The organism is [Micrococcus luteus] ATCC 49442 (assembly GCF_010367585.1).
In the GTDB taxonomy this organism is placed as follows: Bacteria; Actinomycetota; Actinomycetes; order Actinomycetales; family Micrococcaceae; genus Arthrobacter; species Arthrobacter luteus_A.
The window spans coordinates 3,204,141-3,223,592 of the sequence record NZ_JAAAXP010000001.1; the positions used below are offsets into that span (position 1 = coordinate 3,204,141).

The window sequence follows — 19,452 nt, forward strand, 5'->3', positions numbered from 1 at the left end:
GCCATGGCAGTACATGTGCATCACCCCGGGCGCCGTGCCGGTCAGGCTTTTCCCCGAGAATGCCCGCCTCCAGCCGTACGCGGTCTGGCGGTCTGGATCATGTGCGGATCCGAATCCGACGTGGATGGAGCGGCGCTGGCGCGTTCCGCCCGACTGGTTCTCGATTACGCCCTTAAGTTTGCTCCGGAGGCGGAAGTCCAATGGCCTGCCCCCGGGGCTGCCACGTCCGCCGTGGAAGAAGCCGCAGCCGACTCCTCTCAGCTTCCTTCCACGGCGGAGCTTCCTTCCGCTGCGGGAAAGGGTGCAGTGTGGGCACAAACCGCGGACGACCGCGGAATCCGGCTGCCGCCTTCCGCCGGTCCGGTCAGCCACGTGACTGTTGACCTCGCTGCCAACCAGGTCCTCCTGGACGGAAAGCCTGTGCACCTCACCGGTGTTGAATACAAGGTCCTCCGATATCTGGTGACGCACCTGTCCTGCATCGTGGGGCGGGAGGAGCTTCAGCAGTTCCTGGACACATTTGAAACCCCCGGCGCTGCCACCCGTTCCATTGATACGTACGTGGGCAGGATTCGGCGAAAGCTCGGAAACGCCCGCCAAGCCGTGGCCACCGTCCGCGGGAAGGGCTACCAGTTTGTACCCGGGGAACACGCCACCGTCCGCGGCCCCGCGGAATACTGCATTTGACACCGGCTCGGAGTCCCAGCGGAAACCCGCCCTCCTGCATGTCTGCCGGCTACCCCTACCATCCCGAAACGGAAAATCCCATGAACCCCACCATCACAACCAAACTGCAGCCCGGAACCCAGGCCCCTGAATTTATCCTCAAGGACGCCCGGGGCCACGAGACAGCCCTGGCCGGGTACCGCGGGAAGAACGTCATCGTGTATTTCTATCCCAAAGCCGCCACGCCCGGCTGCACCACCGAAGCGTGCGACTTCCGCGACAGCCTGGCCTCGCTGCAGGGCAAAGGTTACGAGGTTATCGGGATCTCCCCCGACGGGCCCGAAGCACTTGCCGGCTTCGCAAGCGATTTCTCCCTGACATTCCCCCTGCTCTCCGACGAGGATCACTCCGTGGCCGTCGCCTATGGCGCGTGGGGCGAAAAACTCATTGACGGGCGCATTACTGAGGGCGTCCTCCGTTCCACTGTGGTCCTGAACGCCGATGGAACGGTAAATTTCGCGAAGTACCACGTCGACCCGCAGGGCCACGTTGCAGCATTAAGGAAAGAGCTGGGCCTCTAAGGGCACACCGCAAACCGGAGCACTTGTAATACAAGCGGTACACTTGTATCCTAAGTAGCAGGGCACTGCAGCCCGGACAGCCTGCTTCCGAGGAGCATCAATGAGTACCGTCGACTTCATCCGGCACGTCAAACTTTCCACCGCGCGGCTCCCGCTGGCCGTCCCCATCAGCGACGCCAAGGTCTTCACGGGCCGCCAGAAGCCGATGACCGAGGTGGTGTTCCTGTTCGCGGAGATCACCACCGAGCTCGGCCACACAGGCCTGGGCTTCAGCTATTCCAAGCGCGCCGGCGGTCCCGCCCAGTACGCCCACGCCAAGGAAGTGGCCGAAGGCCTGATCGGCGAAGACCCCAACGACATCGGCAAGATCTACACCAAGCTCCTCTGGGCCGGCGCCTCCGTGGGCCGCTCCGGCGTGGCCACCCAGGCCCTCGCCGCCATCGACATCGCCCTCTACGACCTCAAGTCCAAGCGCGCCGGCCTGTCACTGGCCAAGTTCCTGGGTGCCTACCGGGACTCTGTCCAGACCTACAACACCTCCGGCGGTTTCCTCAACGCCTCGCTCGACGAGGTCAAGGCGCGCGCCACCGTCCTCCTCGAAGAAGGCATCGGCGGTATCAAGATCAAGGTTGGCCTCCCCGACACCAAAGAGGACCTCCGCCGCGTGGCTGGCATCCGCGAACACATCGGCTGGGACGTCCCGCTGATGGTGGACGCCAACCAGCAGTGGGACCGCGCCACCGCCCTGCGCATGGGCCGCCAGCTGGAGCAGTTCAACCTCATCTGGATCGAGGAACCGCTGGATGCCTACGACTTCGAAGGCCACGCCCACCTCGCCAACGTCCTGGACACGCCCATCGCCACCGGCGAGATGCTGGCTTCCGTGGCCGAACACAAGGGCCTCATCAACGCCAACGGCTGCGACATCATCCAGCCGGACGCACCGCGCGTCGGCGGCATCACCCAGTTCCTGCGCCTCGCCGCCCTCGCGGACGAACGCGGCCTCGGCCTGGCCCCGCACTTCGCCATGGAAATCCACCTGCACCTCGCGGCGGCCTACCCGCGCGAACCCTGGGTGGAGCACTTCGACTGGCTGGACCCGCTCTTCAACGAACGCCTCGAAACCAAGAACGGCCGGATGATCGTGCCGGACCGTCTCGGGCTTGGCGTCACCCTCAGTGACCAGGCCCGCGCCTGGACCACCGAGTCCGTGGAGTTCGGCGCGTAACCTTGAACGCATGACCCGGAACCTGACCGCGGACCTCACCGCAGAGCTTCGCACGCGCATCGTGGACGGTGCCATCCAGCCCGGCGACAAACTCCCGAGCGAGAACGAGCTGATGGGTGAGTTCAGCGTCAGCCGCACCGTGGTGCGCGCCGCACTGACGCGGCTCCAGGCCGAGGGCCTCGTGGAAACAGAACGCGGGCGGGGCAGCTTCGCACTGACCCCGCCCGACGACGGCCCCCAGCCGGTTCCCGGCAGCCGCCCGGTTGCGAGCGTCGAGGACCGCCTCCACCTGCTGGAGTTCCGGCTGGGCGTGGAGGCTGAGGCAGCAGCTCTGGCCGCCCGCAACCACTCGGACCGCCAGCTCAGGACCATCAACTCCGCACTGGACCAATTCACGGCCAGCGCTGATCATCCCGGTCACGCCATGAAGGCCGATTTCGAATTCCACCGCGCCATCGCGGCCGCCTCCGGCAACCCCTTCTACTCCGACTGCCTCTCAGCACTGGGCCAGACGATGATCGCGATGCCGCGTACGCGGCTGATGACCGGCGTCGAGCATTACGCGCGTGACCACTTCGACCAGGTGGTCCACGAACACAAATCAATCGCGGCCGCCATCGCTGACGGTGACGAAAGCGCCGCCGCCGCTGCCATGCGGAGTCATCTGGCGAATTCCCGACGCCGGTTCAAGGCGTCTGTGCGCCCGGCGCCGTAGTGCCGCCAAGTTACGAAGTGCTGTGATGCCCCCAAGGCATCAGGAGATGCAAAATGCGTGTTGGACGCGCATCGAAATCCCCGAATACAGTGGACCCATTTGCTGTGGTGCGCACCACAGCGCCCAAAATGGTCACCGGACCTACGCGCTAAGATTCGAAGGATTTTCCCCCATGCAGTCTGTCGACACCGCTGTCACGGATGTGGCCCTCGCCACGAAGAAGTTTTTCAAGCGGGTCCTGCCCCTCATGCTGGTCATGCTGGTGTGCAACCAGCTCAACCGCTCCAACATCGGCTACGCCCACGAGCACTTGGAAGCCGACGTCGGCATCGGGGCTGCGGCCTACGGCTTCGGCGCAGGCCTGTTCTTCATCGCCTACGCCATCTTCGAGCTTCCCAGCAACGTGATGATGGAGAAGTACGGCGCCAAGGTGTGGCTCGCCCGCATCATGGTCAGCTGGGGCATCGTCTCCTTCCTGATGGCCTTCGTCCAGAACGAAATGATGTTCTACGTCCTCAGGTTCCTGCTCGGCGCCGCCGAAGCCGGCTTCTTCCCGGCCGTTATCTTCTACTTCGCCCGCTGGGTTCCCGCAGGCCAGCGCGGCAAAGCGACCGCCATCTTCATTGCCGGCTCGTCCATCGCGGCCGCACTCTCCGGGCCTATCGCCGGCATGCTCCTGAGCCTGCACGATGTCCTGGGGATCCGCGGCTGGCAGTGGCTGTTCGGCTTCGAGGGCCTGCTCTCGGTGGTGGTGGGCATTGTGGTGTTCTTCCTGCTGGATGCCAGGATCCAGGACGCCAAATGGTTGTCCGCCGGTGAAAAGACGGCCCTCGTTGAGGCGATCGCCGCGGAAGACGCCCGGCACACCACCGAGACCGGCGGAAAGGTCAACCGCTGGAAGATGCTCCTGAACCCGCAGATCCTGCTGCTGTGCGGCATCTATTTCTCCATCCAGCTCTCCATCTACGCCAACACATTCTGGCTGCCCACCATCGTCAAGCAGATTCCCGGCACCACGGACCTGAGCGTTGGCTTCCTGTCAGCCATCCCGTGGGTGTGCGCCGTCGTCGCCATGTATTTCGCTGCCAAGATGCAGGACAAGGCGAAGTCCAAGCGGCCGCTGCTGGTGGTGGCACTCCTGGTGGCCGCCGTCGGAACCCTGGCCGCCGCCGTCGCCACCCCAGTGCTGGCACTGGTCTTCCTGGCCATTGCCGCCATGGGCTTCAAAAGCGCCTCGCCGCTGTTCTGGACCATCCCGCAGTCCGGCCTGCACCCCATGGTCCTGGCCCCGGCCATCGCCATCATCAACTCCCTGGGCAACCTCGGCGGCTTTGTGGCGCCGTTCGGGTTCGGCCTGATCAAGGAGGGCACCGGCAGCGTTGTGCCCGGCCTGTTCGCCCTCGCTGCAGCCTCCACGCTGGCCGCCGGTCTGGTGTACTTCCTGAAGGAACGCCGCAGCACCCCCACGCCGGACGGGGAGACGGGGCAGCAGCGCGAACCGGCAGCCGCCATCGCGGACCTGGAGCCCGCCCCCGCCCGCTAACGGTGCGAAGGGAAGCCCCGGCCCGCAGCGGCGGCCGCAGCAGCAGCCGCTTCAGCCCGCCGTCGGCAAGGCTGCTGCGGCGATCGGCTCGATCAGCTCCAGCAACCTCAGGACAGCCGGGTTGGCCGTCTCCTCATTCCACGCCACGTCCAGCTCCACCCGGTTCAGCTCAAACATGCCGTGCCGCCCGTCGATCTCGTGGAACTCCACGCCGGCGGGCGCGAAGGCCATCGCGGAGGCAGGCACCAGGGTCACGCCCAGTCCGGCCTGGACAAAGGCCAGGAGCGCCGGAACCTGACTGGCGTACTGGGTGATGTTGGCGTGGGCGCCGGCACTGGCAAACAGCCGCAGCACCAGGTCATGGAAGTAACGTGCCTCCTTGGTGGAGTACATCAGCAGCGGCAGGTGGTCCAGCAGGCCCAGCGGCAGCGGCTCGCCGGACGGCGGCGCCATGTTCCCCAGCAGGGTGCTTCCCATGGGCAGGGCCACCACCAGGCGGTCCTGCATCAGCGGCCGGCACACCACGCCGGGCCGGGCCACGATGGGCCGCAGCAGGCCAATGTCCACACTGCCCTTGACCAGCCCGTCCATCTGGTCCGTCGACACAAGTTCCCGGAGCACAAAGGACACTCCCGGCATCCCTTCGGCGGCCGAGCGCAGCATCAGCGGCAATGCACTCTGCCCGGCGATGGCTGTGTAGCCCACCGTAATGGTGCCCGCCTGGCCCGACGAAACCCGACGCACGTCCAGGTCGGTCTTGATACACATGTCCAGGATCTGGCGCGCCCTCGGCAGCAGGGTGGCGCCGGCTGCCGTGAGTTCCACCTTCCGACTGGTCCGGCCGAACAGCTGGGTCCCCAGCTTCTTTTCAAGCATCTGGATCTGGCGGCTCAACGGCGGCTGCGTCATGTTCAGCCGCTCGGCTGCGGCACCGAAGTGCAGCTCCTCCGCGACGGCGACAAACGCTTCTAACTGGGGCAGCGAAAACATCTATACCCTTACTGAATTGTTGAGTGCATAAATTAGCTTGGACTTGGATCGATGGCTCACCTTATGGTCGGTGAACAGGGCGCGGAAATCAACCCTCCGGAGCCCACAAGCCAACCCAAGGAGCACAGCGCAGTGGACCAGGCATACGATCCAGCCCGCAACCTCAACCAGGCCCGGATTACCGGCGTGACCATCACCCCGGTCGCCTTCAAGGACCCGCCGCTGCTCAACACCGTTGGAGTCCATGAACCGTTCGCCTTGCGGGCCATCGTGGAGGTCCACACGGATTCCGGCGTGTCCGGCATCGGCGAAACCTACGGCGATGCCGGGCACATTGCCCGGCTCCGGCTGGCCGCCGCCGCCCTGACGGGGACGGACATCTTCAACATCAACCAGATGTACAGCAGGATCTCCCAGGCGCTTGTCCAGGACACCATCCAAGGCGGCCACGGCATGAGCGGCATGGTCACAGGCTCCAGCACGGCGGACCGCGTGCTGTCAGCGTTCGACGTCGCCGCCCTCGACATCCAGGGCAAGCTCCTCGGCCGGCCGGTCAGCGACCTCCTCGGCGGCGCCGTCCGGGACACAGTCCACTTCAGCGGCTACCTCTTCTACAAGTGGGCCGGCCACCCCGGCCAGGAAGATGACGCCTGGGGAGCGGCCCTGGATCCTGCCGGGATTGTGCAGCAGGCCCGCACCATGGTGGACCAGTACGGATTCAGCGCACTCAAACTGAAAGCCGGCGTGTTCCCGCCCGAGGAAGAGATCGCAGCCATCCAGGCGCTCCGTGCGGAATTCCCCGACCTGCCGCTCCGTATCGATCCCAACGGCGCCTGGACCGTGGACACCTCCATCCGCGTGGGCAAGGAACTCGACGGCGTCCTGGAGTACCTGGAGGACCCCACCCCCGGCATTGAGGGCATGGCGGCCGTGCGCCGCGAAGTGGGCATGCCGCTGGCCACGAACATGTGCGTGGTCAGCTTCGCGGATGTGGCCCCCGCGGTGGCGGCCGGCGCCGTGGACGTCATCCTCTCGGACCACCACTTCTGGGGCGGACTCCGCCGGACGCAGTTCCTGGCCGGCATTACCGACACGTTCGGCCTGGGGCTCTCCATGCACTCGAATTCCCACCTTGGCATCAGTCTTGCCGCCATGGTTCACCTCGCGGCTGCCACCCCGAACCTCGACTACGCGTGCGACACGCACTGGCCGTGGAAGGACCCGTCCGAGGACGTTATTGCCGGCGGTGTTTTCACCTTCAAGGACGGCGCGGTGCGGGTGCCCACCGGACCTGGCCTGGGCATCGAGCTGGACCGCGATGCCCTCGAACGGCTGCACCGCCAGTACCTGGACTGCGGGCTGACGAGCCGGGACGACACCGGCTACATGCAGCGGCTCCACCCTTCCTACCAGCTGCAGAGTCCGCGGTGGTGACCGCCGCCCAGGGAAGCTCCCACGCCAGCATCCCCCCGAGGGACGCAGAGCGCCCGGAGTCCCTGAAGATCGTGGTCACAGACCCCATCATCAGCCGCTTCGAGGAGCGGTTAAAGGTCGACGGCGGTGCGCACCGATGGGACATGGCGGCGGCGTGGACTCCGGAACGCAGGCTGGACGCCCTGGCGGGTGCCGACGTCGTAGTCTGCTCCTCCCTCGGCCCCGCCGAAGCGGCGGCCGCGGCACAGGCGAGGCTGGTCCATGTCACGGGCGCGGGCTATGACAAGATTTCGTTTCCGCACCTGGCACCGTTCGCAGTTGTGGCCAACACGTTCCACCACGCACGGCCCATCGCCGAGCACGTCCTGATGGTCACGCTGATGCTGACCCGGAACGTGGCGGCGGCGGACAGGGCTGTCCGGGCGGGGCAGTGGCGGACCATTGCCACGGCCGACGACGTCCCGTTCCACCCCGTCCTGGCCGACCTGACGCTGGGGCTGGTGGGCCTCGGATCCATCGGCTCTGAGGTAGCGCGCGTGGCCACGGCACTGGGCATGAAGGTCCGCGCTGTGCGGCGCAACGCTGCAGCCCCGCCTCCGGAAGGAGTCAGCCTGGACTGGGTGAGCGGACATGACGGGCTCCACACTCTTTTGGCCTCCTCCGACGTTGTGGTGGTGACGGTCCCGCTGGATTCCGCCACGGAAGGGATGATCGGGCCCGCCGAGCTCGCGGCCATGAAGCCCTCGGCCTTCCTTATTAACGTCGCCCGCGGTCCGGTGGTGGACCAGGCCGCGCTGTTCGCCGCCCTGACGGAACGGCGCATCGCCGGCGCCGGGCTAGACGTCTGGTGGGGATCGCCTGCGGACGGTGTGGTGCCGCCGGCGGAACTGCCGTTCGCCTCCCTGCCGAACACCGTGCTGACCCCGCATCATTCCGGCCACGCCCGCGTGACCTTTGAGCGCCGGGCGGCAGACATCGCCGCCAACATCGGCCTGCTGGCCCGCGGCGGAGAACTCAGGAATGTGGTGGCCAGGCCGGCTCCGGTGATGAGTGTCGTGCCGGCCAGCCCGGCTAGATAGCCCCTCTAAATAGCCGCAAAAACCAGCTGCACCATCAGCAGGACGCTTCCCAACGCCGAGGCACCGAGGGCCAATGCCTTCAGGCGCCCGGCGTTGAGGAAGCGGTTCACGTACCGGGACGCCACGTAGCCGGCCACGGCCGCCGGAACCATCCACAGCGCCAGGGCCAGCATCTCAGCCGTGACGGCGCCCGTGATCCAGAGCATCATCATAGAAATTGACGATCCCACCATAAAGAAGGCGCTCATGGTGCCCCGCAGGCGTGGCCCGTCGTGCCCCTGCCAGACCAGGGCCATCGGCGGGCCGCCGATTGACGTGGCAGTTCCCATGATGCCTGAGGCCGCACCGGCAGCGATCAGGGTTCCCCGCACCGGCGGGGGCGCCCAGCCGCGCAAGGCCAGCACCAGGCCGGTCAGCACCACTGCCACCACCACCCAGGCCATGCCTTCCCTGGACAGAACCGTCACCAGCCACGCACCCAGGAAGCTGCCGGGTACCCGCCCCACAAGCGCCCAGCCCGTGCCCCGGAGGTCCAGGCTCTGCCGTTCCCGGACGGTCACCATCACGGTGACCAGGAACGCCAGGATGATCAGTGTGGCCGGCAGCAGCGCCGGATCCACCATGGCGATCACCGGCGCCGCGAGCATGCCCATGCCGAATCCGCTGGACGCCTGCAGGCAGGCGGCCAGGAAGATCACCCCGGCGATCAGGGCATACTCGCTGCCGGTCACTGGGCGGAGGCGATGGCGCCCGTCAGGCCTTTGATGGAGTCGAGCGGGAAGTGGCACTCCGCAACGTGCCGTGTGCCGTCCGGGGCGGCCAGCACCTGCGGTTCCGGTGCCACTTCGGCGCAGATGTCCTGCGCCTTCCAGCACCGTGTCCGGAACCGGCAGCCCGACGGCGGATCCAGCGGTGAGGGCAGCTCGCCTTTCAGGACGATCCGGTCCCTCGTGATTCCGCTGACGTCAAGCTTCGGCGACGCCGACATCAGGGCCGCCGTGTAGGGGTGCCGGGGGTGGTCAAAGACCTCCTCGGTAGCCCCTGTTTCGATAATCCGGCCGAGGTACATCACGGCCACCCGGTCAGCGACGTGCCGGACCACGGTCAGGTCATGCGAGATGAAGATGTAGGACACACCAAGCTCCTGCTGGAGCTCGTTGAGGAGGTTCAGGACCTGGGCCTGGACTGAAAGATCGAGGGCCGAGACGGGCTCGTCGAGGATGATGACATCCGGGTTCAGGGCGAGGGCGCGGGCGATGCCGATGCGCTGGCGCTGGCCGCCGGAGAACTCCTGCGGCGACTTGCGGGCGTCCGAAGGGCGGAGGCCCACCATGTGCAGGAGTTCGCGGACCCGGGCCTCGCGTTCCCGCGATGTCGGATACAGGCTCCGGTGCGTGGCCCACGGTTCGGCGATGATGTCCCCGGCGTTCATCCGGGCGTTCAGGGACGCGAACGGGTCCTGGAAGACCATCTGCACCCGCCGGCGCCAGGCCAGCAGTTCCTTTCCCTTGAGCCCGAACGGGTTGGTCCCCTCGAAGCTCACGGTCCCTTCATCAGGCGTTTCCAGCATCATCAACGTCCGCGCCAGCGTGGACTTGCCGCAGCCGGACTCACCCACCAGGCCAAGGGTCTCCCCGCGGCCCACCGTCAGGCTGATGCCGTCCAGCGCCTTGAGCCGGGTGTTGCCGCTGGCGCTCTTGGCCACGTGGAAGGTCTTGGTCAGGCCCTCAATTTCCAGAAGCTCAGGCATTGTTGATCTCCTCGCTGAAGTGGCACGCGGCGGTACGGGCGGGCCGCGGCTGATCCCCTGAAAGGGAGGTCCCCCGGGCGGCACTGACAGGGGCGGTGTGTACCGGGCCGCTGCCGTCCCCGTCGGGCACGCCCACCGGGCGGAGTACGGGCCGTTCGGCCCGGCAGATGTCCTGCACCAGCGGGCAGCGGGACTGATACACGCAGCCGCTGGGGATGTCGTGAAGCTCAGGCGGGCTGCCGGGGATGGACTTCAGCTGGGCGCCGCGTTCCAGGTGGACCGGCACGGATTCCAGCAGCCCCTTGGTATAGGGGTGCCGGGGGTCGGCGAAGACCTCGGAGACAGGGCCGCTCTCCACCACGTTGCCGGCGTACATCACGGCTACGGAGTCGGCTTCCTCTGCCACCACCGCAAGGTCGTGCGTGATGAGGATGACAGCCATCTGGCCCTCTTCGCGGAGTTTCCGCAGCAGCTGCATGATCTGCGCCTGGACCGTGACGTCCAGGGCAGTGGTCGGCTCGTCAGCGATCAGCAGGCGCGGGTTCAGCGCCACCGCCATGGCGATCAGAATGCGCTGCCGCATGCCGCCGGAGAACTGGTGGGGGTAGGAATTAACCCGTGATTCCGGCTCGGGAATGCCGACGCGCTTCATCAGGTCAATCGCCTCGGCCCGTGCCTGTTTGGCGTTCAGGCCGCGGTGGATGCGGAAGGCCTCCCCCAGCTGTGTTCCAACTGTATATACAGGGTTGAGCGCTGTCAGGGCGTCCTGGAAAACGATGCCCAGTTCCGGCCCGGCAAACTTGAGCCGCTCCTTCGGGCTCAGCGCAGCCAGGTCCGTTCCGTTGAGCATGATCTGCCCGTCAGCCAGGTCGCAGACCGGGTCCATGATCCCGGCCAGGGCCTTGGCTGTCATGGACTTTCCGCAGCCCGATTCGCCCAGCAGCGCCAGGGTCTCGCCGGCCCGGGCTTCGAAGGCCACGCTGTTGACGGCGCGCACGGTACCCCGGTGGGTGCGGATGTCCACGGCGAGGTCGCTGACCTGCAGGACGACGTCGTGGGCCTTAGCCTGGCCGGCTGCGGCACGGGCGCCTGCGGCGGATGCTGCGGCGCGGGTGCCCCGGGTGGGTACTTGTTCGGCAGCTGTTTTCACGGCTGTGCCTCCTTGGCTGGGATGCGGGCAATCAGCCGCTTGCGGGGAAGGGCCAGGCGCCAGCGCTGGGCCGGATCCGTGGCGATCCGCAGCCAGGCGGCGAGGACGTTGGCGGCGATGGTGGTCACCACAATGGCGACGCCGGGGAAGATGGACAGCCACCAGGCCGTCTGCAGGTATTGCCGGCCCTGGGAGACCATCAGCCCCCAGCTGACGTCCGGTGGCTGGATGCCGATGCCCAGGAAGCTCAGTGAGGATTCGGCGAGCATCACGTAGCAGAATTCCAGCGTGGCCAGCGTCAGCAGCGTCGGCAGCACCACGGGGATGACATGCCGGACAATGATCGCGTTGGGTTTGGCGCCGAAGGTGCGTGCCGCGTCCACGAACGTGCGGCTCTGCAGCTCGGCGCTCTCCGCCCGCGCTGTCCGCAGGTAGATGGGGATGCGGGTCAGGGCAAGGATCAGGACGATGTTCGCTGCGCTGGGGCTGAACACGTAAAGGACCACGACGGCGAGGAGCAGGGAGGGGAAGCTCATGATCACATCAGCGATGCGCATGGAGACGTTCTCCCGCCAGCCGCGGTGGTAACCGGCCCAGACCCCCCACAGGGAGCCGATCAGCAGGGCGACGGCCACCGCAGGCAGGGCGACGGACAGGGTGGTCCTGCTCGCCACCACGAGCCTGGCGAGCATGCTGCGGCCCAGGGAATCGCTGCCCAGGAAGTATTCCCAGCCGTATGCGGGATTGAACGGTGCTTTGTTGGCGAAGAGCAGATTCTGTTTTGTGGCGAGGTCACCCATCAGCGCAGGGCCCACCAGCGCTGTCAGGCCGATGAAAACCAGGATCAGTGCCGAGACGGTGGCGAAGCGGTCCTTGAGCAGGAGCCGGAAGAGGCCCGGCTTCGCGTCCTTGTTGTTGGGCCCGTCTTTCTCCGCGGGATGGAAATCGGCTGGCACGCGCTCCGGCGCCGAACCCTCGTTCAGTGAACTTTTCATGGCTACTCCTAGGCCTTTACCGTGACGGGACGGACGCGCGCGTCCAAGAGTGCGTAGCCCATGTCGATCAGGATGTTCAGCGCGAAGATCGCGACGGCGGTGAGCAGGACGGCTGCCTGCAGGACCGCGAAGTCCCGCTGCAGGATCGAATCGATCATGAGCTTGCCGATGCCCGGCCAGCCGAAGATGGTCTCCACCACCACGGCGCCGTTGACCAGGCCCACGGTCAGGTCACCGGCAACCGTGAGGGCCGGGGCAGCCGCGTTGCGGAGCGCATGGTGCGTGACCACGCGGAGCTCTCCTGCACCGCGGCTGCGGGCCAGCTTGATGTACGGCTCCGAGAGTGCGGAGACCATTGAGCCGCGGACAATCTGGACCAGCACACCGAACGGCCGCAGAAGCAGCGTGGCGATCGGCAGCACCCAGGCGCTGGCTCCCGACACACCGGATGTCGGCAGCCAGCCCAGGGTGATGGCGAAGACCCAGATGCCCACGATCGCCAGCCAGAAGTCCGGGATCGATGCGGCGGCCATGGAGACGAAACTTGAAATGCGGTCCGCGATGCCGTTCGGCTTCAGTGCCGCCCAGCAGCCCACCACCACGGCCAGGATAACGGCCAGCACCATGGTGGTGGCCGCCAGCTGCAGGGTGGCCGGGAAAGCACGCAGCGCCATCGCGGCGGCGTCCTGCCCGGTCCGCAGCGACTGCCCGAAGTCGAGCCGGAGCACGCCACCGAAATAGTCGGCCATCTGGACCAGCAGCGGCTGGTCCAGGCCGTTGCGTTCGGTGAAATCATCGCGCATCTGCTGCGTGGCGTTCAGCGGCAGGTACAGGCTGGCCGGGTTGCCGGTCATCCTGGCCAGCGCGAACACTCCGACAATCACCACCACCAGCGGCAGAGCGCTGGAGACTATCCGCTTCCTCAAGTAGATCAGCATGGCTGTCCTTCTCTCCCGGAGTACGGGTTAGCTTGCCGGGGTCATTTCCGAGACACGCAGTTCATCGCCGCTGGACGAATTGGGCGTGTAGTTCACGGATTTGGCCTTGCCGATGATGCCGGTCTGGTGGGAGATGTGGGCGAACTGGACAACCTTGTCGTTCTGGTAGGCGAAGATGTCCTCGAAAGCCTTCTTCCGCTCGTCGCCTGAGGCCGCATCGGCTTTCTTGATCATGGCGTCGAACTCCGGGGTGCCGAAGTAGCTTTGCGCCCCGGTTGAGAGCATGTACTGGTCCACCGTGAAGGCTGCGTCGCCGGCCTGGTTGCCGTGCTGGGTCATCAGCGCCACTGCGCCTTCGTCCCCGGGGAAGGGACGGACCTGGTAGGTCAGGTGCTGGCTGGTCTCAAGCATCTTGAGCTTGACGTTCAGGCCGGCCTGGCTCAGCTGCTCCTGCAGGACCTGGCCCAGTTCGGTGATCTTGGGGAACTGGGCGCTGCGGACCACCATGGAAATCTGCTTGGACGTGTCAACGCCGTCGGCCTTCGCTTCCGCAACGAGTGACTTGGCCTTGTCCAGGTCGAATGCCCAGCCTTCCAGCGCGGAGTTGTGCCCCACGATTCCCTCCGGGACCAGCTGCGCGGCCACCTGGTGCTTGCCCTGGTAGAGCGAGTTGACGATTCCCTCTTTGTCAATGGCGAAGTTGATGGCCTGGCGGACGCGGATGTCGTTCAGCGGCGCCTCGTTGGCGTCAAGGCGCAGGGCCACAGTCTCGTTGTTGGGATAGTCCAGGCCGAGGTCGCCGATGTTGTCGTCCGGGCTGAGCCCCATGGCCACGTCCGCTTCGCCGCTGGTGATCATGGCAGCGCGCACGGAACTTTCGGAACGCCACTGGTACTCCGCCTTGGCGTAGGCGGGTTTGTCGCCCCAGTAGCCGTCCCAGCTGGCGAGGGTGATCTTCTGGCCGGCGTCCCACGTCTCGATCTTGTAGGGGCCCGTTCCGATCGGCTCGCGGACCTTTTCGGTGGCGCTCGTGGAAGTCGGCACTACTTCAAGGAACGAGAGCCGCAGCGGCAGGATGGGGTCAGGCTCCGGAGTGGCGACGGTGAGGGTGGTGGCATCCACGGCCTTTACAACAAGGTCTGCATCACCGAAGACGTAGCCTTCCACGTTGCAGCCGAGCTTCGAATTGATGGCCCGTTCGATGGTGAACGCGGCGGCATCGGCGTTGAACGGCGTGCCGTCCTGGAAGGTCACGCCTTCGCGGAGCTTGAGTGTCCATTCGGTGTCACTGGTGGCTTTCCATTCGGTGGCGAGCTTGGGTTCCAGCTCGCCACTCTGGGGATTGCGCTCGATCAGCGGTTCGGTGACGTTGGACCGCATCACCACACCGGTGGACGTCAGGTTCGATTCACACGCTTCCAGGGTGGGCGGCTCCTGGCCGAGCACCACACGGACGGTGGTGGAGGAGCTGCCGGTCGCTTCGGTGTTGGCAACCGAACAACCGCTTAGGCCCAGCACCGCAACGGAGGCCAGGGCCGGCCATTTAAGTGCGGCAGCGGGAAAGGAGAGCTTTGAAGAAGACATCATTGGGTTCCTCCGAATTGGATATTGCGGCAGCGGGCTGATTCCGGAGCCCGGGACGGGTCATCGGGAACAGCTGCTTGGGCCGCGCTGGACTCAAGCTATTTCAGGTGAGGGGGCTCCACAAGGTTGGAGCGTCCCGCCGGGGACGTGCGGCCGGACCGCGGCACGGCTGGCAGGACCTGTGATGGCCGCCACTCCGCCCCGAAATCCGCGCCGTTCCGCCAGAGTCGTCCGATCAATCCACTTCGGGCATCGAACCATGCCATTTACATGTTGGACGCGTATGGATCAGAAACCTAGTGTGCAGATATGAAGAACATCGCCGTCCTCCAGGTAGGGCCCCTCATGCCAGCCGTCCAAGAACCCATCACCAGCGAGTACGGGGCTGTCCGGCTGCCGGAGCCCGGCCCGGGGCGGGAAGAATTCCTGCAGCAACACGGCGGCACCTTCGACGTCGCCGTGACGTCCGGAAAAGTCGGTGTCGGCACCGACCTTATGCGCGCACTGCCGAACCTTCGCGCCGTCGTCAATTTCGGCGTCGGCTACGACACCACGGACGTGGCTCAGGCCGCCGAACGCGGCATCGCCGTCAGCAACACCCCTGATGTCCTCAACGACTGCGTGGCTGACACTGCCATGGCTCTGTACTTGGACGTGCTGCGCCAGACCAGCGCGGCGGACAGGTTCGTCCGCCGCGGCGACTGGCTCGGCACGGGAAACTTTCCCCTTGCCACCAAAGCGAGCGGAAAGCGGGTCGGCATCCTCGGCCTGGGCCGGATCGGGCGGGTCATTGCGCGCCGGCTGGAAGGGTTCGATTGTGCCATCAGCTACCACAGCCGCAATCCCGTGGACGGCGTGGCATACGAGTACAAAGCGTCACCCCGCGACCTCGCGGAGGGCTGTGACGTCCTGATTGTCGCCGCCGCGGGCGGACCTGATTCGGCGCGGCTCGTTGACGCCGGTGTTATTGAGGCGCTCGGTCCCAATGGCTACCTCATCAACATCGCCCGGGGATCCGTGGTTGACGAGGATGCCCTTGTTGCTGCCCTGCTTGGCGGCCGGCTCGCAGGGGCAGGCCTGGACGTTTTTGCCGATGAGCCGAAGGTCCCCGAAGACCTCCTGGCACTCGACAACGTGGTGCTCCTGCCCCACTTGGGCAGCGGCACCCACGAAACCAGGGCGGCAATGGCTGAACTGACCCTCGCCAACCTTCGCCGGTTCGCGGCCGAGGGAACACTCGTGACGGCGGTCCAGCCATGAGCGTGGCGGTGGGCTACGTCGCCACGCAGGAGGGCCGGGCCGCCCTGAGCGCAGCAATCCGGGAAGCAGCGCTTCGGCGGACGGACCTGCAGATCCTGGGTCCGGTCCCCGGCCAGGGTTCCAAGGACGCGGAAGCGGACATCCGCAATGCCATCGCTGACGCAGCGGCAGCAGGCGTGCCGGCGTTCCTTCGCGAAGGTGACGGCGACGAGGCGGCAGACCTCATGATCGACATGATCGACGCGTCCTATGAAGAGGACGTTGAGCTGGTTGTCATCGGTGTGCGCCGGCGTTCCCCCGTGGGGAAGCTCTTCCTCGGCAGCACCGCCCAGCGGGTCATCCTGGAAGCCGGCTGTCCGGTGACCGCTGTTAAGGCCGACGTCGGCCCGCGCACCTGAGCGGCACGGCTGCCCGCTCAGTTTCCGCGGGCCAGCACCTGCCCCTTGAAAAACCCGGGCTGCAGCCGGGACATCACCAGCATGACCACCACGCCCAGCAGGATCACGCCCATGCCCAGGATGAACACCATCCCCACCCCGCCCACCGATGATCCGGAGCCGTACCCGGGATCCATGGAATCGGACGCGGTCTTGAAGAACATCACCAGCAGGATGACGCCGCCCAGCAGAGGCGCCAGGAACTTGAAGAAGAAGGAACGGCCGTTGCTGAATGCCTGGGCCCGGAAGAACCAGACGCAGGCCAGTGCTGTGATGCCGTAGTAGAAGCAGATCATCATCCCCAGCGCCGTGATGGTGTCCCAGAGTGCGTTCTCCGAGGTTGTCCGGGTGATGACGTAGAACGCTGCGGCGGCCACCCCGGCGGCGATCGTCGCGTAGCTCGGGGACTTGAACCGCGGGCTGACCTTGCCGAAGCGCCCCGGGAGTGCCTTGTAGTGACCCATCGACAGCAAGGTCCGCGCGGGCGAGACAAACGTGGACTGCAGCGAGGCAGCCGAACTGCTCAGGATCGCGAGGGACATCAGGATGGCGAACGGTCCCATCACCGGCCCGGCGAGGACAGCGAAGATGCTCGACTGGTTCTCCGGATTTCCGGCGCCCAGGCCCGTGTCGCCGACGCCCGCGAAGGACAGGGTGGCCAGCGCCACGGTCATGTAGATCGCCACGATCACCACGACGGTGACGGTGGCCGCCCGCCCCGGAGTCTTCTCCGGGTTCCTGGTTTCCTCGTTCATGGTCAGGGTGACGTCCCAGCCCCAGTAAATGAAGATGGACAGGGAAACTCCGGCCGCGAAGGCCGAGAAGGAGCCCACCGCGAACGGATTGAACCAGTCCGGGGAGATGGCCGTCGCATCAAACGCCGTCCCGTTGGCCACGTGGCTGAAGGCAGCAACGGCAAACCAGCCCAGCACCAGCAGCTGGAACGCCACCAGGACATACTGCACGCCCTTGGTGGCTTCCATGCCCCGGTACGAAATCCAGCAGGCCACAGCAATGAATACCAGCGTGGTGGCGATGTTCAGCGGAAGGTTCTTGCTCAGCTCGCCCAGCTCCGGGTTCCCGAACAGCTGGGCCAGCATGAGGTAGAAGAAGTCGACGGCGACGGCCGCCAGGTTGGACAGCACAATAATGGTGGCAGCGATCAGCCCCCAGCCGCCCATCCAGCCAATCCACGGACCAAAGGCGCGCGATGCCCACGTAAACGAGGTGCCGGCGTCGGGCATTGCATTGTTCAGTTCCCGGTAGCCGAGCGCCACCAAAATCATGGGGATAAAGCCCACCAGGAAGATCGCCGGCAGCTGGACTCCAACCTCCGAGACCGTTGGCCCCAGCGCCGCCGTCAGCGTGTACGCCGGCGCAATGCAGGAAACCCCGATGACGACGGCCCCCACCAGCCCCACTGCCCCGGCCTTCAGGCCCTTGCTGCTCAGGCCATTCCCGGCCGGATCTTTACCGGGCAGGTCATTACCGGGCATTTTGTCGGGGCTGCCGGGCAGCTGCGCAGTCACTTCTTTGGAACTCATGGCCTTGCCTCTCTTGGTTCATTCGACGCTGAATGGATGTGAGCGCTGCGCTCAGCCGACGGCTGCCACGGCCTCGTGAGCCGCGCGGGATGCCCCTGCCGCCGCCAGGATGGCCGCCGCCGTGCGCCGCCCCATGCGGACGGCGCCGTCAACATGCTGGTAGCCTTCTGCGGCGATGTCCGAGGAGCACCAGTAGATGGGGCCGACGGGGGCGTGCTGGTCCTTGCCGTAACGGTGCAGCCCGCCCAGGTCATAGCTCGCTGCATAGGCGCCCCGGGTCCACTCCTCAGAGCCCCAGTCGGATTCGTAGTACACCTCGGGCGTCAGGGCTTTGTCCCCCAGGAACCCGGCGATCGATTCCAGGATGGCGCGGCGGCGGTCTTCGGCACTCAGCTCGAAGACGGCGTCGGCCTTTTCATCCGACACGAAGCCCACCAGCGTTCCACGTGAATCACCGTGGTTGGTGTTGTCGTAGACCTCCTGGACCAGCGATCCGGCACCGAATCCCGTGCCGGACAGGCCCTCTTCACGCCAGAACGGAGTGCTGTAGACGGCATGGACCTTGATGACGAGGCCCAGCGACTGGTGCTGGTGCATCTGGTGCTGCCGCCGCGGAAGCGGGGGGTTAAAGGACACCCGTGAGTAAAGGTTCGGCGGCACTGCCATGATCACAAACCGGGCGCTTACTGTGGCGCGCTCCGAAACAACGGTGACGCCGTGCCCGCTCTCCTCCCAGATGACGGTGCCCACCGGACTGTTAAGTACGACGTCGGCGCCCAGCTCCTGTGCCTGCAGCAGTGAGACCTGCTGCATCCCGCCGATGACCCGTTTGTCCAGGATGAAGTCTTCGTCGGTGAGGTGGCTGAAGGACCCGGCGGAGGCTGCCATCAGGACCGCCTGCAGTGCCGAAAACGCGTGTGCCGGCTTGGTGAGCATGCCGCCGGCGATGAACAGGCCAATGTTGTTGCAGGCCTCCTCGTCGCTGGAGTTTTGGCGCAGCCAGTGGTGGAAGGAAATGGTGTCCAGTTCGCGGGCTTTGGGGTGTGCCCAGGGTTCGGTGGCGCCGATTTCCGCGGCGAGGCCGTCCAGGATGCCCACCAGCTTGTCCATTTCCATGCGGGTGGCTGCACTTACCGGAAAGGAATCGCCGGTATACCGGGTTTTCCGGCCGTCCGCTCCGATGTAGACGGACTCGCCGTCACGGAAGCGGGAGTAGGTCTCCAGGCCGAGTTCGGCCAGGAGTTCCAGCAGCGCTGTCTGGTCCGGCGAGACCCACTGGCCACCGATTTCCAGCATGGCCCCGTCGATGCTGTCGGTCCAGGTCCGGCCGCCCACGCGGTCCCGCGCTTCAAGCACTGCCACGCTGAGGCCGGCCTTCTTCAGCTCGCGGGCAGCGGTGAGCCCGGATGGTCCGGCGCCAACGATTACAACGTCGCGGTCAAAATTCAACATGATGTCCTCTCTCCGGCGCTTCGAGTGATACGAAGCACTAAATGAATGCTATTCATTTAGTAGGACTATAGCTGGTGCGCGACCGGCGGGGAAGGGGCCGGTGGAA

At 66.0% G+C, this 19,452-nt stretch carries 18 protein-coding genes; 9 read left to right on the plus strand and 9 right to left on the minus strand.

What is annotated here, in order from left to right; all coding sequences use genetic code 11:
- Positions 1-99 precede the first annotated feature (99 nt).
- The 5 genes from GUV69_RS14590 (at position 100) to GUV69_RS14610 (ending at position 4,733) form a co-directional block, all read left to right on the plus strand.
- Positions 100-687 carry a winged helix-turn-helix domain-containing protein gene (locus GUV69_RS14590; protein ID WP_244292736.1) on the plus strand — a complete coding sequence of 196 codons (588 nt, stop codon included), beginning with the start codon at positions 100-102 and terminating at the stop codon, positions 685-687.
- Between the two features lie 80 nt (positions 688-767).
- Positions 768-1,247: a thioredoxin-dependent thiol peroxidase gene (gene bcp / locus GUV69_RS14595; protein WP_164203668.1), complete on the plus strand. Its 480-nt coding sequence runs from the start codon at positions 768-770 to the stop codon at positions 1,245-1,247.
- 100 nt (positions 1,248-1,347) lie between these two features.
- Positions 1,348-2,475, plus strand: a complete 1,128-nt coding sequence (locus GUV69_RS14600) for an L-talarate/galactarate dehydratase (protein WP_164203671.1) — start codon at positions 1,348-1,350, stop codon at positions 2,473-2,475.
- A 10-nt stretch (positions 2,476-2,485) separates the two neighbouring features.
- Positions 2,486-3,190, plus strand: a complete 705-nt coding sequence (locus GUV69_RS14605) for a FadR/GntR family transcriptional regulator (protein WP_164203674.1) — start codon at positions 2,486-2,488, stop codon at positions 3,188-3,190.
- Between the two features lie 172 nt (positions 3,191-3,362).
- Positions 3,363-4,733, plus strand: coding sequence for an MFS transporter (locus GUV69_RS14610; RefSeq protein WP_164203677.1), 1,371 nt, complete (start codon positions 3,363-3,365; stop codon positions 4,731-4,733).
- Between the two features lie 51 nt (positions 4,734-4,784).
- On the opposite strand, the gene GUV69_RS14615 is transcribed toward GUV69_RS14610, so the two are convergent.
- Positions 4,785-5,723, minus strand: a complete 939-nt coding sequence (locus GUV69_RS14615; protein ID WP_164203680.1) for a LysR family transcriptional regulator — start codon at positions 5,721-5,723, stop codon at positions 4,785-4,787.
- A gap of 132 nt (positions 5,724-5,855) precedes the next feature.
- On the opposite strand from GUV69_RS14615, the gene GUV69_RS14620 reads away from it, so the two are divergent.
- Positions 5,856-7,157 carry a glucarate dehydratase family protein gene (locus GUV69_RS14620; protein WP_164206598.1) on the plus strand — a complete coding sequence of 434 codons (1,302 nt, stop codon included), beginning with the start codon at positions 5,856-5,858 and terminating at the stop codon, positions 7,155-7,157.
- Positions 7,154-8,236: a 2-hydroxyacid dehydrogenase gene (locus tag GUV69_RS14625; RefSeq protein ID WP_244292737.1), complete on the plus strand. Its 1,083-nt coding sequence runs from the start codon at positions 7,154-7,156 to the stop codon at positions 8,234-8,236. Before GUV69_RS14620 ends, GUV69_RS14625 begins: the two co-directional genes overlap by 4 nt.
- Positions 8,237-8,241: 5 nt before the next feature.
- Here GUV69_RS14625 and GUV69_RS14630 read toward each other — a convergent pair whose 3' ends face one another.
- From GUV69_RS14630 to GUV69_RS14655, 6 genes are read right to left on the minus strand one after another with little or no spacing between them, the layout of a single operon-like run.
- Positions 8,242-8,967, minus strand: coding sequence for a sulfite exporter TauE/SafE family protein (locus tag GUV69_RS14630; protein ID WP_164203684.1), 726 nt, complete (start codon positions 8,965-8,967; stop codon positions 8,242-8,244).
- The gene (locus GUV69_RS14635; protein WP_164203687.1) at positions 8,964-9,986 is read right to left on the minus strand and encodes an ABC transporter ATP-binding protein; all 1,023 of its coding nucleotides are present in this window, start codon (positions 9,984-9,986) and stop codon (positions 8,964-8,966) included. Before GUV69_RS14635 ends, GUV69_RS14630 begins: the two co-directional genes overlap by 4 nt.
- A complete protein-coding gene (locus GUV69_RS14640) occupies positions 9,979-11,136 on the minus strand; it encodes an ABC transporter ATP-binding protein (RefSeq protein ID WP_164203689.1) in 1,158 nt (385 codons plus the stop codon). The genes GUV69_RS14635 and GUV69_RS14640 overlap by 8 nt, the downstream gene beginning before the upstream one ends.
- The gene (locus tag GUV69_RS14645; protein WP_164203692.1) at positions 11,133-12,131 is read right to left on the minus strand and encodes an ABC transporter permease; all 999 of its coding nucleotides are present in this window, start codon (positions 12,129-12,131) and stop codon (positions 11,133-11,135) included. The genes GUV69_RS14640 and GUV69_RS14645 overlap by 4 nt, the downstream gene beginning before the upstream one ends.
- An 8-nt stretch (positions 12,132-12,139) precedes the next feature.
- The gene (locus GUV69_RS14650; protein ID WP_164203695.1) at positions 12,140-13,069 is read right to left on the minus strand and encodes an ABC transporter permease; all 930 of its coding nucleotides are present in this window, start codon (positions 13,067-13,069) and stop codon (positions 12,140-12,142) included.
- A gap of 27 nt (positions 13,070-13,096) precedes the next feature.
- Positions 13,097-14,656: an ABC transporter substrate-binding protein gene (locus GUV69_RS14655; RefSeq protein ID WP_164203698.1), complete on the minus strand. Its 1,560-nt coding sequence runs from the start codon at positions 14,654-14,656 to the stop codon at positions 13,097-13,099.
- Between the two features lie 306 nt (positions 14,657-14,962).
- Between GUV69_RS14655 and GUV69_RS14660 the strand changes: the two genes are divergently transcribed.
- Both GUV69_RS14660 and GUV69_RS14665 read left to right on the plus strand, forming a co-directional pair.
- Positions 14,963-15,913 (plus strand): 2-hydroxyacid dehydrogenase, encoded by a 951-nt coding sequence (locus GUV69_RS14660; RefSeq protein WP_164203701.1) that lies wholly within the window; start codon positions 14,963-14,965, stop codon positions 15,911-15,913.
- The gene (locus GUV69_RS14665) at positions 15,910-16,311 is read left to right on the plus strand and encodes a universal stress protein (RefSeq protein ID WP_164203705.1); all 402 of its coding nucleotides are present in this window, start codon (positions 15,910-15,912) and stop codon (positions 16,309-16,311) included. Before GUV69_RS14660 ends, GUV69_RS14665 begins: the two co-directional genes overlap by 4 nt.
- Positions 16,312-16,328: 17 nt before the next feature.
- Here the strand turns inward: GUV69_RS14665 and GUV69_RS14670 are convergent, their stop codons facing one another.
- Positions 16,329-17,846, minus strand: a complete 1,518-nt coding sequence (locus GUV69_RS14670; protein WP_164206602.1) for an APC family permease — start codon at positions 17,844-17,846, stop codon at positions 16,329-16,331.
- A 99-nt stretch (positions 17,847-17,945) separates the two neighbouring features.
- Positions 17,946-19,346, minus strand: a complete 1,401-nt coding sequence (locus GUV69_RS14675; RefSeq protein ID WP_164203708.1) for a flavin monoamine oxidase family protein — start codon at positions 19,344-19,346, stop codon at positions 17,946-17,948.
- Positions 19,347-19,452: the final 106 nt, after the last annotated feature.

Excerpts from the sequence above, each read along its gene's own strand:
- GUV69_RS14590 (WP_244292736.1), top strand. The coding sequence starts at position 100 with ATGTGCGGATCCGAATCCGACGTGGATGGAGCGGCGCTGGCGCGTTCC.
- bcp (WP_164203668.1), top strand. The coding sequence starts at position 768 with ATGAACCCCACCATCACAACCAAACTGCAGCCCGGAACCCAGGCCCCT.
- GUV69_RS14600 (WP_164203671.1), top strand. The coding sequence starts at position 1,348 with ATGAGTACCGTCGACTTCATCCGGCACGTCAAACTTTCCACCGCGCGG.
- GUV69_RS14605 (WP_164203674.1), top strand. The coding sequence starts at position 2,486 with ATGACCCGGAACCTGACCGCGGACCTCACCGCAGAGCTTCGCACGCGC.
- GUV69_RS14610 (WP_164203677.1), top strand. The coding sequence starts at position 3,363 with ATGCAGTCTGTCGACACCGCTGTCACGGATGTGGCCCTCGCCACGAAG.
- GUV69_RS14615 (WP_164203680.1), bottom strand. The coding sequence starts at position 5,723 with ATGTTTTCGCTGCCCCAGTTAGAAGCGTTTGTCGCCGTCGCGGAGGAG.
- GUV69_RS14635 (WP_164203687.1), bottom strand. The coding sequence starts at position 9,986 with ATGCCTGAGCTTCTGGAAATTGAGGGCCTGACCAAGACCTTCCACGTG.
- GUV69_RS14645 (WP_164203692.1), bottom strand. The coding sequence starts at position 12,131 with ATGAAAAGTTCACTGAACGAGGGTTCGGCGCCGGAGCGCGTGCCAGCC.
- GUV69_RS14650 (WP_164203695.1), bottom strand. The coding sequence starts at position 13,069 with ATGCTGATCTACTTGAGGAAGCGGATAGTCTCCAGCGCTCTGCCGCTG.
- GUV69_RS14655 (WP_164203698.1), bottom strand. The coding sequence starts at position 14,656 with ATGATGTCTTCTTCAAAGCTCTCCTTTCCCGCTGCCGCACTTAAATGG.
- GUV69_RS14660 (WP_164203701.1), top strand. The coding sequence starts at position 14,963 with ATGAAGAACATCGCCGTCCTCCAGGTAGGGCCCCTCATGCCAGCCGTC.
- GUV69_RS14665 (WP_164203705.1), top strand. The coding sequence starts at position 15,910 with ATGAGCGTGGCGGTGGGCTACGTCGCCACGCAGGAGGGCCGGGCCGCC.
- GUV69_RS14670 (WP_164206602.1), bottom strand. The coding sequence starts at position 17,846 with ATGCCCGGTAATGACCTGCCCGGTAAAGATCCGGCCGGGAATGGCCTG.
- GUV69_RS14675 (WP_164203708.1), bottom strand. The coding sequence starts at position 19,346 with ATGTTGAATTTTGACCGCGACGTTGTAATCGTTGGCGCCGGACCATCC.